Origin of the sequence: Micromonospora sp. NPDC051543 (assembly GCF_044454415.1) — a bacterium.
Taxonomy (GTDB): Bacteria; Actinomycetota; Actinomycetes; order Mycobacteriales; family Micromonosporaceae; genus Micromonospora.
Window position 1 is genome coordinate 1 of sequence record NZ_JBITDT010000014.1, and the last position, 15,660, is coordinate 15,660.

At 70.6% G+C, this 15,660-nt stretch carries 8 protein-coding genes; 5 read left to right on the forward strand and 3 right to left on the reverse strand.

The genetic code is table 11. The features are described from left to right. The first annotated feature begins 410 nt into the window (after positions 1-410). The 3 genes from ACIA3K_RS24135 (at position 411) to ACIA3K_RS24145 (ending at position 3,244) form a co-directional block, all read left to right on the forward strand. Complete coding sequence (locus tag ACIA3K_RS24135; RefSeq protein WP_396803940.1) at positions 411-980, forward strand: TetR/AcrR family transcriptional regulator; 570 nt, start codon at positions 411-413, stop codon at positions 978-980. Between the two features lie 86 nt (positions 981-1,066). Continuing rightward, positions 1,067-2,245, forward strand: coding sequence for a GDSL-type esterase/lipase family protein (locus tag ACIA3K_RS24140; protein ID WP_396803942.1), 1,179 nt, complete (start codon positions 1,067-1,069; stop codon positions 2,243-2,245). A gap of 168 nt (positions 2,246-2,413) precedes the next feature. Beyond that, positions 2,414-3,244: an FkbM family methyltransferase gene (locus ACIA3K_RS24145; RefSeq protein ID WP_396803944.1), complete on the forward strand. Its 831-nt coding sequence runs from the start codon at positions 2,414-2,416 to the stop codon at positions 3,242-3,244. A gap of 248 nt (positions 3,245-3,492) precedes the next feature. Here the strand turns inward: ACIA3K_RS24145 and ACIA3K_RS24150 are convergent, their stop codons facing one another. Next, positions 3,493-4,521, reverse strand: coding sequence for a hypothetical protein (locus ACIA3K_RS24150; protein WP_396803945.1), 1,029 nt, complete (start codon positions 4,519-4,521; stop codon positions 3,493-3,495). Between the two features lie 110 nt (positions 4,522-4,631). Beyond that, entirely contained in the window at positions 4,632-5,201 is a 570-nt protein-coding gene (locus ACIA3K_RS24155) for an RNA polymerase sigma factor (RefSeq protein WP_396803946.1), read from the reverse strand. A 286-nt stretch (positions 5,202-5,487) separates the two neighbouring features. On the opposite strand from ACIA3K_RS24155, the gene ACIA3K_RS24160 reads away from it, so the two are divergent. Beyond that, positions 5,488-6,531 (forward strand): NAD(+)/NADH kinase, encoded by a 1,044-nt coding sequence (locus ACIA3K_RS24160; protein ID WP_396803947.1) that lies wholly within the window; start codon positions 5,488-5,490, stop codon positions 6,529-6,531. Positions 6,532-6,674: 143 nt separating this feature from the next. Here ACIA3K_RS24160 and ACIA3K_RS24165 read toward each other — a convergent pair whose 3' ends face one another. Beyond that, positions 6,675-7,568, reverse strand: a complete 894-nt coding sequence (locus ACIA3K_RS24165) for a sulfite exporter TauE/SafE family protein (RefSeq protein ID WP_396803949.1) — start codon at positions 7,566-7,568, stop codon at positions 6,675-6,677. A 674-nt stretch (positions 7,569-8,242) separates the two neighbouring features. Between ACIA3K_RS24165 and ACIA3K_RS24170 the strand changes: the two genes are divergently transcribed. Then, positions 8,243-15,598, forward strand: a complete 7,356-nt coding sequence (locus ACIA3K_RS24170; protein WP_396803950.1) for an SDR family NAD(P)-dependent oxidoreductase — start codon at positions 8,243-8,245, stop codon at positions 15,596-15,598. The last annotated feature ends 62 nt before the right edge of the window (positions 15,599-15,660 follow it).

Sequence of the window (15,660 nt, forward strand, 5' to 3'; positions counted from 1 at the left end):
TCTTAGAGTGACCACCCTCTATACCGGAGCTCCGCTGCTTCGTCTCCACGACACGCTTGACAGCCCACCGAAACGCCTAACTGAACGGCGTTGCATCTAGATGACTCACAGGCATCACGCTCGTCAGGGTGTTGTCGCCGTCGGTCGCATGGCGTGGCGGTCGCGAAGACGCACGGCGCCGCATTGCATGAGCAGCGTTCGACGACGGTGCGCCGTTTGTAGAGCTGTTTGTCGAACGCCGGCGGCCGGCCGCCCCACGATCCCGGAACCGCTCCTGGCACTCAGGTTCTCGTCCGCGAGCGCTGAGGCGCACACGACCAGGCGGAACGTCGCGTCAGCTTCAACCGAGGCCGATTTGCCTACAGGTATTAGGTAGAAGCATAATAGCTGTAGGAAGACAGGGAGGCGTGATGGACAGACCAGGACTGACGCCGGAGCGGCTGACCCGAGCGGGGGCGGAACTGGCCGACGAGGTCGGCTTCGACCAGGTCACGGTCTCGGCGCTCGCCCGGCGGTTCGACGTCAAGGTCCCGAGCCTGTACTCACACCTCAAGAACTCACAGGACCTCAGGACCCGCATCGCGCTGTTCGCGCTGAAGGAACTCGCTGACCGCGTCGCCGACGCCGTCGCCGGCCGGGCCGGCAGGGACGCTCTGGCCGCGTTCGCTGACGCCTACCGCGACTACGCCAGGGAACACCCGGGCCGCTATGCCGCCACCCGGCTCCGGCTCGATCCGGAAACGGCGGCCGCAAGTGCCGGCGTCCAGCACGCACAGATGGCTCGGGCGATCCTGCGGGGTTACGGGTTGGACGAGCCGGACGCGACCCACGCGGTCCGGATGCTGGGCAGCGTCTTCCACGGCTACGTCAGCTTGGAGCTGGCCGGTGGTTTCGAACACAGCGCTCCCGACGCGCTGGAATCCTGGGAATGGATCGTGGATTCGCTCGACGCGGTGTTACGCAACCGCAGCACTCGCTGACCCGACGATGGCCGCACCACCGCCAGCGGTTCGCAGCGCGGCGCGCGCCGATGAACATCGAGATCTCGATCGAGAGGCTTGAGGCAATGCCCACCGAACACCAGTCGATCACCACCCCGGTCACCGCGGGCCTCGTGCGCGGCTTCGTCGATCTGGAGGCGACCGCGCGCGGGCTACTGCCGCACCGACTGACCGCCCGGGCACGCCAGCAGATCCCCGACGACCAACTGGCCATGGCGGAGGCCCAGCCGTCCGGCGTGCGGCTGGCCTTCCGTACCCGGGCCACCGCCATCGAACTGGACACGCTGCCCACCAAGCGGGTCTACCAGGGCTTCCCGGCCCCACCGGACGGCGTCTACGACCTGCTGATCAACGGGCGCCTGGCCGCACAGGCCTCGGTGCCCGAAGGCAACGTCCGGACGGTCACCAACATGTTCACCCAGACCTCCGTGCTGGCCGAGGGGCCGTCCGGCACCGCCCGCTTCGCGGGCCTGCCGGAGGGTGAGAAGGACATCGAGATCTGGCTTCCACACACGGAGATCACCGAGCTGATCGCGCTGCGCACCGACGCGCCCGTAGAGCAGGCCCCGCCCAATGGAAGCAGGACGTGGCTGCACCACGGCAGTTCGATCAGCCACGGCTCGAACGCCACTCATCCCACCGCCATCTGGCCAGCCCTGGCCGCGGCCGAGGGCGGCGTGGAGTTGGTCAACCTGGGGTTCGGCGGGAGCGCGCTGCTCGACCCGTTCACCGCCCGCGCCATGCGGGACACCCCTGCGGACCTGATCAGTGTCAAGATCGGCATCAACATCGTCAACAGCGACGTGATGCGTCTTCGCGCCTTCACCCCTGCGGTCCACGGCTTCCTCGACACGGTCCGCGAAGGGCACCCGACCACACCACTGCTGGTCGTGTCCGCCCTCCTGTGCCCGGTTCAGGAGGACACGCCAGGTCCCCTCGTGCCGGACTTCGGGGGCGGAACTCTGCGATTCAAGGCCACGGGCGATCCGGCCGAGCGCAGCGCTGGGCGGCTGACCCTCAACGTCATCCGTGACGAACTCGCCCGGATCGTCGAACAGCGCTCGGCCGATGATCCGAACCTGCACTATCTCGACGGACGTGACCTCTACGGCGAGGCGGACTACGCCGAACTCCCACTCCCCGACGAGGTGCACCCCGACGCTGCCGGACATCGCCGTATCGCCGAGAACTTCGCGCGCCTGGCGTTCGGCGACGGCGGCCCCTTCGCCATCAAGACCGGCTGACCGGCTGCCGCGCGCCGAGCAGCGACGGACGAGCCGGTGCTGCCCGGCGTACTCCGGCCTGCGTTGTCCCGTCCGTGGCAGCCGACCCGCCCGCGGGGCGGCGCGGGCAGCGCGGGCAGCGCGGGCAGCGCGGACCTGGCAACCCGCCGTGGCGTTGGACGGCGGGAAATGGACGCGAATCGCCCTCGCGTTGCTCGGCGCGCGACTACGGTCAGACCAGTGGCCGACGACCCCGGAGCGGTGGAGGCACTCAAGGCGGATCCGACCCTGTCCGGGTTGCGCCGATCCCTTGAGGCGTACTACGGCGACCCGGCCCGCGACGCGGCGATGGATGCGTTCTACGCGCCCCTGGTTCGCCCAGGGGACCTGGTCTTCGACGTTGGCGCGCATGTGGGAGACCGGCTCGGCAGCTTCCGGCGGCTGGGCGCCCGCGTGGTGGCCGTCGAGCCGCAACCACTCTGTACCCGGGCGCTGCGCGCCCTCTACGCAGACGACGACCGGGTTACCGTGGTGGAGGCGGCGTGCGGGCCGCGTACCGGGCCGGTGCGGCTGCACGTCAACTCGGCGAACCCGACGATCTCCACCGCGTCGGCCGACTTCCTGCAGGCCGCCGAGGGAGCCGACGGCTGGGAAGACGAGATCTGGGACGTCGAGATCGAGGTGCCCGGAACCACACTCGACACCCTGGTCGCGGCGCACGGTGTACCCGGCTTCGTAAAGATCGACGTGGAGGGATTCGAGGACGCCGTGCTGGCCGGGCTGAGCCGCCCCCTGCCGGCGCTGTCCTTCGAGTTCACCACCATCGAACGGGACCTGGCCGCGCACTGCTTGGACCGGCTCACCCGCCTGGGCTTCACCAGTTTCACCGTCGCCCTCGGCGACGAGATGACGTTCGCCCTCGACGGCTGGCTTCCTGCGGACGAGGTAGCGGCGTACCTGCGGGCGCTCCCCCACGAGGCCAACTCGGGCGACGTCTACGCCCGCGCACAGCCTGCCTGATCCGGAGCCCGCTAGAACCTTGTCCGCCCGGGTCACCCCATATTCGGCCGTCCCGCGATCCCGGGTCCAACCAGGACGAGTACGTCGCAAGGAACCCTGGCGAAGTGTGGTATCCGCCGACCGGGCGAATCCGGCACCCCGCTTCGCCCGTAAGGCCGGACCGCACATCTCAGTGCCATTAATGGCATGTGCTCTAGTTTGTAGGCATTTGTACCATTCCTCGCGTTCGGGCGCGTCACGCCCGTCTGCTACAGGCGGGCCTTCGTCACGCGGGAGGATTCGTACGTCGTGGAGGCCCCGGCCAGGCCCGGCACGGTGGATACGTCCTTGACCAGCATGCCGGTCGTGGCGTCGACGATCAGCACCTCGCTGCCCTCGCCGCCGAACACCTCGGGACCGGCGGTGATCGTCAACGTGGCCCTGCCCTGGGTGGTCGAGTTCTCGACGCTGACCGCAGGGATGGTGGACAGCAGACGCAGCACACCGGCCCGGACCTGGGTGTTGCCGTCGCCAGCGGACAGCGCCTGGGTGCTGAACGTCCACAGGGCGTTGTCGAAGTGCCGCTGAACGGCCTGGGGGCTGTACGGCTTCGGCGTGGCGTGGCCGCCCTTCTGCTTGATGATCACCTGGGCGTCCGCCTGCTGCTTGTCCCATGCCGCCTTCTGCGCCGCGGGGTCGAGACCCACCAGCGGATCCTCGGCTGCCTTGAGCATCTGGGTCCGGCCGTCGGCCGGGCTGCTGTCCGCCGCCGCGACGGCCGCCTTGAGCAGCGGCGCGTAACCGCCGTCCGTCATCTGGTCCTGGTGACGGGCAATCGCACGCTTGATGTCCTTCACGCTGTTGCCCGTATAGATCTCGTGACCGTCGGTGTAGAGCGTGTAGACGACCTGCATGGTCTTGGTGCCGTGCACCTGCGTCGCCTTCACCAGCCACGCGTCGCCGGCCGACGGAGTGACCGTCTTGATGGAACCGGCGAGGGTCATCAGCGGCGCGCGCTCAGCGGACCCGTCGACGCTGGTCGAGCCCGAGGTGGCGGCCGACGGATCCCTGCTGGCCTCCGTGCCCCCGGTCGCCGACGAGTTCAGCACCACAGCGACGACGACGGCCGCGGCGGCAACCCCCACCCCGGCGCCGATACCCAAGCGGCCCGCGATACCGATCCGGCGGCGGCGCTGGAACGCCGGGCTGGATGCGTGGTCCCGCGTGGTTGTCGTCGTTTCCATGGTTGAAGCTGCCTCCACAGTCGTGTCGTCCGCTGATATCGCGCCCAGCCGCACGGTTCCGGGGTCGGCCATAGCCGCCCGCAGCACCGCCCGAGCCCGCTGATACGCCTCCGGGCGCAGTGGTTCCGCGCTGCCCAACGCACCGACCAGATCGAGCTCGTCGGTCATCGGTGTCTCTCCTTCGCGCTGTTGCGGTCCTTCAGAAGCGCGGACACGCCCGGCGCGTCGCGCAGTGCCGTCCTGGCCTGGCTCAGCCGCCGCGCGGTCCCGGCCGGTATGCCGAGCGCCCGGGCGGTGTCGGCCGCCGTCAGGTCCTCCCAGGCAACGAGCCTCAGGACCTCCCGCTCTTCGGGTTTGAGCCGCGTCAGGGCGGACCGGAGCACCGCCCGGGCGTCCACCCCGAGGTCCACCGCGGACCACGGATCCCAGCCAGTAGCCACGTCCGGCACGTCCGCGACCAGGTCCTCGGCGGGCAGGGACCGCCAGTAGCGCCGCAAGCGATTCAAGGCCACCCCGTACAGCCACGGCCGAGCATCGTTGTACGACCGGTCGTACGACCGCCGCGACTCGAACGCCGCAACCCAAACCTCGCCCAGGAGGTCCTCAGCCGCGTCCCGCCCCGCCCGGCGAACGAGGTACGAACCGACGGCGGCCTCATGGCGCTCGACCACCTCGACGAAGGCGTCGACATCGCCGTCCAGCGACCGGCCGATCAAATCGGCATCCGAAGCCATGGCCCTCCTCGGCACAGTCCGCGCTCCACCCTGACATTGCCGATCCGGCCGAAAAGTGTTCAGGCGCCGAGATCCGAGGGCAAGCGGTCGTCCCGGGGTTGTCGGCGCGGCTCAGGTGGCGGGCGGCGAGCCACCCGAGGCTCCCCGTCGTCCGCTCGACTCGAGGGCGTCTGACAGCGACGACCTGGGCGATCACGCCGCGGTGACGCCGACCCCGGTACGTAGGGTGATGCGCAGTGGTCATCGTCAGATGAGGTGACAGCCGAGAGGGCGTGGAGGAGTTCGAATGCTCGTTGGCGTCGTCGTACACCCGACCAGGCCGCAGGCCGCTGAGACGGCGGAGATGGTGTCGCGGATCTGCGCCGAGCACGGTGCCGCTTCGCAGACCCTGAACGTCTGGCAGGACGAGCAGAGCCCTGCCGACGTGCTGGCCGACCTGACGCAGCGGCCTCAGCTCGTCGTGACGATCGGCGGCGACGGAACTCTCCTGCGCGGACTGGCCGTCGCCGTCGAGGCCGACGCACCCGTTCTCGGCGTGAAGGCCGGCCGGGTCGGCTTCCTCACCCCGTTCGCCGCGACGGACCTGCCGAGGGTGCTCGGCGCCGCCCTGGCCGGACGCGCACCCGTCCAGGAGCGCATGCTGCTCACCCTGCGGGCGTCGCGACCGCTGCAGGTCCCCTCGGAACTTCGGACTCTGCTGCGCTACGGCCGCGGTCCCGATGCTGCCCCACCTCTTCCCCGGCCGAGCACGCCCGACGAGGTGGGGTGGGGTGTCCCGTTGGGCCTGAGCGCCCTCAACGACGTCGTGTTCGAAAAACTCGGCCGGGACCGGCAGACCAGCGTCGCGGTGTACCTGTCCGGGCGGCTGTTCGCCACCTACTCCGCCGACGGCGTCATGGTCGCCTCACCGACGGGCTCCACCGCCTACTCCTTCGCCGCGGGCGGACCGGTCCTGTCGCCGCGCCTCAACGCCCTCGTCTTCACCCCGGTCGCCCCGCACATGGCGTTCAACCGCAGCATGGTCACCGCTCCGGACGAACCAGTGGGCGTCCAGGTGCTCCCTCGCTCGGGTCAGGTCACCGTCGTCGTCGACGGACGCGTACACGGAATCCTCGACCCCGGCGACTGGGTCGCCGTCTACCCCGCCCGACGCCGCGCGAAGCTCATCGTCGCCGACGTCGACGACTTCTTCGGCCGACTCCGCGACCAGTTCTCCCTCGCCGACGCTCCCGCCGCCCGCGCCGACACCGACAGCCAGCCGCCGATGCTGATCTACCGACCGGACCTGCCGATACCCGAGGACCTGAAACACCTGCACCTGCCGACCTAGAGACCGAGCTACGCGGCTCACGTCCGCGACGGGGGCGCCTGGTGCTGCCGGTGTCCGGGTTACTGGTTCATCCCCGCGGTCGGCACCTCCCGAACAGCGTGCCGGGAGGTGCCGACGTTCCTGGTCACTTGGATCGACGCCGGTCAGCCGTTACCGATCGGGACGCTTTGTTGCTGCTCCTTCCGGTGTTGACGGATCGAGTACGTCACGGCGGCCGCCCAGATCGCGCAGACGACCGCGTAACAGCCATAACGCAGGGTGGCCGGGGCGTTGAACCAGTCACTGCGGAGCAGGGTTCGGCTGTTGGTCAGCACGATCACGCCGCCGACCGCGGAGCCGAGCACCCGGGGCGGGACCAGGCGTACGAGCCAGGCCGCCACCGGCGCGGCGACCACCCCGCCGATGAGCAGCGCGACGACCCAGCCGACGTTCACGTTCTCCGCACCGATACCGACGAGGAAGCCGAGGCTCGCCGCGACGGCGACCAGGAACTCGCTGGTGTCGATCGATCCGATGACCTTGCGTGGTTCGAGCCGGCCGCTGGCCAGGATCGCCGGGGTGCCGATGGGTCCCCAGCCGCCGCCACCGGTGGCGTCGACGAAGCCGGCGAGCAGACCCAGTGGACCGAGGAATCGCTTGCGCAGCGGCTTGCCCATGTTGCCCTTCGCCAGACCGAAGGTGGTGAAGCGGATCAGGAGGTAGCTACCGAGGGTGAGCAGGATGAGCGACATGATCGGTGCCGCCGCATCGGTGGAGAGGCTGGACAGGAAGGTCGCGCCGGCGAAGGCGCCGACCGCCCCCGGAATGCCGATCCGCGCGACGACCTTCGCGTCGACGTTGCCGAATCGCCAGTGGGCGGCACCCGAGGCGAGGGTCGTGCCGATCTCGGCGAGGTGCACGGTGGCGGAGGCGGCGGCGGCATGGACGCCGACGGCGAGCAGCAGGGTCGTCGAGGTCACGCCGTAGGCCATGCCGAGACTGCCGTCGACCAGTTGGGCGCCGAGACCGACCAGGGCCAGCAGGAGAATCTTGCGCATGAGGGACCACCAGTTCGTTGGAGGCAGGTGGAAGGGGAAGCAGACCGCTCGGGTCGGACGGGCGGTGGGCGGGCGCGGAGCCCGCGCGACCGGTGGCGCCGACCGGAGCCGCCCGGCGGTGGTCGGTCAAGCGACGCGCCCGGGTCGCCCCCGCTCGATGACATGGCATTTTGTCGGTCGATTCTCCTCCTCTCCGATAGGCATTCGGCCCATTCAACGAGGGCCGACCCGGGACCAATTCCATACTCAGGAGATAGGAATGGTCCCGGGCCCCACCAAACCGACCAGATAAGAGTGCTTTCATAAGCCGGATCTGCAAGATGATAGTGATAGACGTCACTTTTCCTGCCGGCCTAGTAACATTTCTGAATTCAAAGTACGTCGATAGTTAACAGCACGCTTCGTGACCGTAGCGGGGTCACCGACCGGCCGCCCGAGGTCAGGCCGCCACGGCGCGGCGGCCGGAAGATGTCCCGCGTCTCATCGGTGCGATCGGAGAAACCGCAGGCCATCGGGCTATTTTGGGAAAGTTAACTGAGCCGTAACTAAGCTGGCCTAACTTAATCGGAGCCCGAGATCGACGGACGACAATTCTCTGCGGGCAGCACCCCCGATTGATCATCTGATTCATTCGGTAGCGTCCGAGACCCGGCGCCCAATGAAGTGGGAGTCCGATGAGCCCTGCACCGAACACGCGCGATCTCGTAATCGTGATCAGCGCCGGTAGCCTCCTCGAACCCAGTCCCGGGATCGTGACCGCCGCCCGCCACGGCGGCGGTCACGGCGTCCTGGATCTCGCCTCCGGCGACAGCTGGACACTCACCGCCCTGGCCCAGGCCGCCGCCGGGTCGAGCGGACCGATCGGCGTACGTGTACCTGCCGGCTGCACCGTCACGCCGGCCGACGTGGAACGGGCGGGCCACGGCCGGGTCGATCTCCTGGTCCTACCGCCGGATGCGCCCTGGCCACTGGCCGACGTGGTCGACAGGTACCGCGTGCTCGTCGAGGTGACCAGCCTCGACGACGCCCGGTACGCCGCCGCCGCCGGAGCGCACGGGCTCATCGCGCGGGGCATGGAGGGTGGCGGCACAGTCAGCGAGCTCAGCTCGTTCGTCCTGCTCCAGCAACTGGCCACGGCCGACGACATCGACCTGCCGATCTGGGTCGCCGGCGGCGTCGGCCCCCGCACCGCCGTCGCCTGTGTCATCGGCGGCGCGGCCGGCGTCGTCCTGGACAGCCAGCTCACCCTCATGCCGGAGTCGGAGCTCCCGGCGGACGTGCGGGGCGCGATCCGTCGGCTGGACGGGTCCGAGACGGTCCTCGTCGACGGAGTACGCGGGATCCGCCGGGGCGGTCCGCACGACAGCGCCTCACAACTGCTGCCGATCGGCCAGGACGGCTGGCTCGCCGCCGTCTTCGCCCGGCGCTGGCCGGACACCGCCGCCGCCGTACGCGGAATCCGTGCCACCCTTCTCGAAGCGCTCGCCGAATCGTCCGCCGGGGACGCCCTGGCGCCGGGCGCCGCGCTCGCCGACGCCCTCAACGTCCGGATACCGGTGGTGCAGGGCCCGATGACCAGGGTCAGCGACGAGGCGCCGTTCGCGGCCGCGGTCGCCGCCGACGGCGCGCTGCCCTTCGTCGCGCTCGCGTTGGCCGGCGGGGAACAGTCCCGCCGGGTGCTCCGGGAGACCGCCGATCGACTGGGCGAGCGGCCCTGGGGCGTCGGGGTGCTCGGCTTCGCGCCCGACGAGCTGCGCGCGGCACAACTCGAGGCGATCCGGGAGATCAGACCCCAGTGCGCGATCATCGCGGGCGGGCGGCCGTCCCAGGCCACGGCGTTGGAGCAGGATGGGATCACCACCTTCCTGCACGTACCGTCACCGGGGTTGCTGCGGCAGTTCCTGCGGGCGGGGGCGCGCAAGTTCGTCTTCGAGGGCGCGGAGTGCGGCGGGCATGTGGGCCCACGGGCCAGCTTTCCCCTGTGGGAGGCGCAGCTGCTGGTGATCGAAGAGTTCCTGGCGGACACGCCGGCCGATGCCGGGCGGCTGCAACTGCTTTTCGCGGGCGGCATCCACGACGCCCGATCGTCCGCGATGGTCGCCGCGATGGCGGCCCCGCTGACCGGCCGCGGGGCGCAGATCGGGCTGCTGATGGGGACCGCCTACCTCTTCACCAGCGAAGCGGTCTCCGAGGGCGCGATTCAGCCCCTGTTCCACCGTACGGCCATCGCCGCCACCAGCACGTCGCTGCTGGAGACCGCCCCCGGACACGCGACCCGCTGCCTGCCCAGCCCGTTCGTGAACGACTTCCACAACGTACGGGAGGAGCTGGAGTCGGCCGGGGTGGAGAACCGCCAGGTCTGGGAGCAACTGGAGCTGTTGAACGTCGGTCGGCTGCGGATCGCCAGCAAGGGCGTACGCCGGGAGGACGACGGCCTGGTGGAGGTCGACGAGGCGGTGCAGGCCGTCGAGGGGATGTTCATGGCCGGCCAGGTCGCGGTGCTGCGCCACGCACCGACCACGGTCGCGGAGCTGCACGTGCAGGTCACCACCGAGGCACAGGAGTTCCTCGCGGCACGGACCGCCGCGCTGCGCGCCGAACTCGTCCCGCCGACCGCGCCGGTGGACGAGCCGGTCGCGCCGCTGGACATCGCCATCGTCGGCATGTCCTGCGTCCTGCCCGGCTCCCCCGACCTGCACAGTTTCTGGCAGACCGTACTCAGCGGCACCGATGCGGTCACCGAGGTGCCCTCCGACCGGTGGGACGTCGACACGTACTACGCGCCCGAGGTGGAGCCGGGCAAGGCCGGCCGGATCAGCGTCTCCCGGTGGGGTGGGTTCATCGAGCCGGTCCCGTTCGACGCGATCCGGTACGGGATACCCCCGGCGGCGCTGAGCAGCATCGACCCGACCCAGTTGCTCGCGCTCGAGGTGGCACATCGGGCGCTCGTCGACGCCGGATACCCGTACGACGCGGCCGGCGCGGACCACCGTTCGACCGGGGTGGTGTTCGGGGCCGAGGCCGGCAGCGACATGGGTCACGCCCAGACGCTGCGGACCATGCTCCCGGCCTACCTCGGGGAGGTGCCGCCCGAGTTGGAGGACCAACTCCCCACGGTCACCGAGGACAGCTTCCCCGGCGTGTTGGCCAACGTCATCGCCGGTCGGATCGCCAACCGTCTCGACCTCGGCGGTCCCAACTACACCATCGACGCCGCCTGCGCCTCGTCGCTCGCCGCGATGGACGCCGCCTGCAAGGAACTCAGCGCCGGCAGCAGTGACCTGATGATCTGCGGCGGCGCCGACCTGCACAACGGCATCAACGACTACCTGATGTTCACCTCCGCGCACGCCCTCTCCCCCACCGGACGGTGCCGCACGTTCGACAGCACCGGCGACGGTATCGCCCTCGGCGAGGGGGTGGCGTGCGTCGTACTGAAGCGGTTGGCCGACGCCGAGCGCGACGGCGACCGGATCTACGCCGTGATCAAGGGCATCGGAAGCTCCAGCGACGGACGTGCGCTCGGGCTCACCGCCCCGAGGGCGAGCGGGCAGCGACGCGCCCTCGACCGGGCGTACCACCGAACCGGGGTCTCGCCCCGACAGGTCGGTCTGGTCGAGGCACACGGCACCGGCACGGTGGTGGGCGACCGTACCGAACTGGAGACCCTGACCCGGTTCTTCGACGAGGCCGGCGCGGAGCCCGGTAGTTGCACGCTGGGCTCGGTGAAGTCGCAGATCGGGCACACCAAGTGCGCGGCGGGCCTGGCCGGCGTGATCAAGGCGAGCCTCGCGCTCTACACCGGAGTCAAGCCACCCACGATCCACCTGACCCGCCCCAACCCCGCGTGGAATCCGGCCCGCAGCCCCTTCGCGTTCTACACCGGCGTTCGCCCGTGGATCGCGCCGGCGGCCGAGCGGCTGGCCGGGGTGAGCGCGTTCGGGTTCGGCGGGACGAACTTCCACACCGTGCTCGGCGCGTATGCGAACAGCCCGGAGCCACGGCACACCCGGCAGTCCTGGCCGGCGGAGCTGTTCTGCTTCCGCGGCGCCGACCGGCCCGCCGCACATCTGCGGGTACGGCGGCTGCTGGAGATGCTGTCGAACCGCGACGAGCTGGGCCGACCGTGGTCGTTGCGGGACCTGGCCGCGTCGCTGTCCGACGAGGCCGACCACCGGGCCGGCGCGGTCCAGATTGCCATCGTCGCCCGTGACCGGGAGGAACTCGCCGAGCTGTTGGGCCGGGCCGTCGCCGGCGAGCACGACCCGGCGCGCGGGCTGGTCCAACCGTCGGACGACCCGGAGCCGGGCAAGGTGGCCTTCCTCTTCCCCGGTCAGGGCAGCCAGCGGCCGGGTGCGCTCGCCGAACTGTTCGTCGCGTTCCCCGAGCTGCGGCACTACCTGCGCCTCGGCGCCGAGTGGGCGGACCTGCTCTTCCCGCCGTCGGCGTTCGACCCGGAGACGGCGCGCGAGCAGGAGGACCGGGTACGCGACACCCGGGTCGCCCAACCCGTCCTGGGCATCGGCAGCCTCGCGGTCGACCACCTGCTACGTCGGCTGGGCGTCCGGCCGGACCTGACCGGCGGACACAGCTACGGGGAGCTCGTCGCGCTCTGCGTAGCCGACGCGTTCGACCCCGAGACCCTGCTCGCGCTGAGCCGGCAACGGGCCGACGCGATCCTCGCCGCCACCGGAGACGATCCGGGCACCATGGCGGCGGTCACCGGCACCGCCGAGCAGGTGAGCCAGCTGCTCACCGCATCGGGACTGGCTGGCGAGGTCGTGCTGGCCAACCGGAACACGCCGACGCAGGTCGTGATCTCCGGGCCGACTCCCGCGGTCGGGTCGGCGGTGGCGGCGCTGCGCGAAGGCGGGTTGTCGGCCCGTCAGCTCTCCGTCGCGTGCGCGTTCCACAGCCCGGTGGTGGCCGGCGGCACCACACGTTTCGCCGAGGCGCTGGCGTCCAGCACGGTACGGGAGCCGGCCATCCAGGTCTGGTCGAACCACACGGCCGCCCCGTACGACGGGGACGCCGACCGGGTACGTGAACGGCTCGCCGCGCAGATCGGCGCGCCCGTGCGTTTCGTCGAACAGATCGAGGCGATGTACGCCAGCGGGGCTCGGACCTTCGTGGAGGCCGGCCCCGGTCAGGTCCTCACCAAGCTGGTCCGGGCCATCCTCGGCGACCGGCCGCACCTGGCGGTCGCCACCGAGCCCCGCCCCGACGAGGGACTGCGCGGCTTCCTCGTCACTGTCGCGCAACTGGCCTGTGCCGGCGTGCCGGTCCGCACCGGCTGGTTGTTCCAGGGCCGCGACACGGCCGACCTCGGGGCGGTCAAGACGGGCCAGCGTCCGTTCTGGACCGTGGACGGCCAGCTCGTACGAGATCAGTCCGGGAACAGCCTGCCCGGCGGAATGACACCCCCACGACAGATCAAGGAGTTGTCGATGACCGCTTCGAACGGGACCGCCTTCAGTGGTCGGGACAGCCGCGACGAGTTGCTGAGCGAGTTCCTCCGCACCAGCCGGGACATGATCGCCTCGCAGCGGGACGTGATGCTCGCGTACTTCGGCGACGGCGCGGGTGGGCGACTCGTGTGGCAGCCCTCGCAGACGTACCCGCCGGTGGTGCTGCCGGGTCACGGGACCGAGGTCGCCCCGGTCGCGACGGCGACGGCGGTGATGGCCGCTCCCCCGGCCGCACCGACCGGCGGGGTCGAGGTGGCAGCTGTGGCGGTCGCCGCGTCCGGTCCTGATTTCCAGACCGCGATCCTCGACGTCATCAGCGAACGCACCGGCTACCCGGTGGACCTGATCGAACTCGACCTCGACCTCGAAGCCGACCTCAGCATCGACTCCATCAAACGCGCCGAAGTCGCCGGCGAGGTCGCCGCACGACTCGGCCTCGCCGTCGACGGCGACGAAGCCGAACTCGAAGACCTCGTCAAGGCCCGCACCGTACGCACCATGGTCGACTGGCTCAACCAGAAGATCCGGTCGACGACGGGTCCGACCGTGATCCACGCGACCTCCGTACTCGGCCCGGCGAACGGGATGGCGCACTCCACCGCTCTGGTCGCGACCGGCACCGCCGTACTGACCCGTCCCGACTTCCAGACCGCGATCCTCGACGTCATCAGCGAACGCACCGGCTACCCGGTGGACCTGATCGAACTCGACCTCGACCTCGAAGCCGACCTCAGCATCGACTCCATCAAACGCGCCGAAGTCGCCGGCGAGGTCGCCGCACGACTCGGCCTCGCCGTCGACGGCGACGAAGCCGAACTCGAAGACCTCGTCAAGGCCCGCACCGTACGCACCATGGTCGACTGGCTCAACCAGAAGACGCAGGAGGTGACCGCCCCGGCGCCGTCGCCGAGCAACGGCACACTGGCTGCGCCGCCCGCGCCACGCGCCCTCACCGCACCCGCACCGATGGTGGCGCCACCCGCGGGAGCGCCCTCGGCCCCGACCACCATGAGCCCGGCCATCGCACCCGCGACGGTCCCCACCGAGCCGGTCACCGCCAACGGTCGGGCCGGGATCACACCGAAGCGGCTACTGCCCCTGGCGACGGTGGTCGCGGGACCTCCCGACGCGGACCCCGGCGCCTCGCCGGCCGGGCAGCCGGCCGACGTGCTCGCCGGAACGCGTTTCCTCATCACCGGTGCCAGCCCGGCGCTGCCGTACCTCGCCGAACTGCTTCAGGAGCAGGGCGCGGCCGGGCAGACGGGTGTGCTGGACGGGAGGCAGGTCGACCAGCTCACCGGTTTCGACGGGCTGATCCTGCTGGACGGTTTGGACAGCGCCGGAGCACCCCTGCTGCCCGACATCTTCCCGTTCCTCAAGCAGGCGCTCGCGGCCGGTCCCCGCTGGCTGCTCGCGGCAGGACCGGTCGGCGGTACCGGACGTAGCGACGGCCTGGCCGGCCTGTTCCGTACCATCTCCAGGGAATACCCACAGGTGGCGGCCAGGTACGTCCAGGTGGACGGTGCTGCCGACCCGCAGCAGATCGCGCGACACCTGATCGACGAGTTGCTGGTCCCGGGGGAAACCCCGGCTGTCGTGCGGCGCGAGACCGAGCGGACGACCGTCTCCCTCACGCCGGTGGCGCTGGGCGCGGTGGCGACCAGCGGTGCCGGACCGGCCGGCGACGGTGCCTCCGAGGCCGCCGCGATCGGCCTCGACCGGGATTCGGTGGTGGTGCTGGTCGGCGGGGCTCGCGGGATCACGCCCTGGTTCGCCCGCGCGGTGGCCATGGCGAGCCGCTGCCGGATCGAGCTGGTCGGCCGCACGCCGCTGCCGACCGGGCCGGAGGATCCGGACCTGATGCCGGCCCGGGACAAGGCGTCGTTGCGTGCCGCGCTCGCCGGCCGGGGTCTGCGGTCACCGGCGCAGATCGAACAGAGCGCGCAGGCGGTCCTGGCTGCCCGCGAGGTCGAGACGACCCTCGCCGAACTGCGGGAACTGGGCAGCGAGGTGCGCTACCACGCCCTCGACGTGCGGGACGCGTCGGCGATCCGCCGCCTACTGCTGGACATCGAGCGTACGCACGGTCGGGTCGACGGCGTGGTGTACGCGGCCGGCGTGATCGAGGACAAGCTGATCGCGCAGAAGGACCCACAATCGTTCGCCCGGGTGTTCGGCACCAAGGTCGACGGTGCCCGTTCCGTCCTGACCGGCCTGGACGAGCTGAACTCGCCGCCTCGCTTCGTGGTGCTGTTCGGCAGCATCGCCGCGGCGTACGGCAATCGAGGTCAGAGCGACTACGCCGCGGCGAACGACGCGGTCGACGCGATCGGCACCCGCTGGGCGGCCAGCACCGGCAACCGCTGTCTGACCGTGCACTGGGGGCCGTGGGCACCCGGCGCCGGGCACGGCGGGATGGTCAGCGACGAGCTGAGTCGGGAGTACGCGCGCCGCGGCATCGATCTGATCGACCCCGAAGCGGGTGCCTTCAGCCTGCTGAGCGAGTTGGCGTGGGGCGACCCGAAGATCAATTCCGTGGTCTACACCGCCTCCGGCTGGTGATCGTCCAGCGGATGCGGCGGCACCCGCGCCGCGCACCCGGTACGCCCATCGACGGTGGAGCG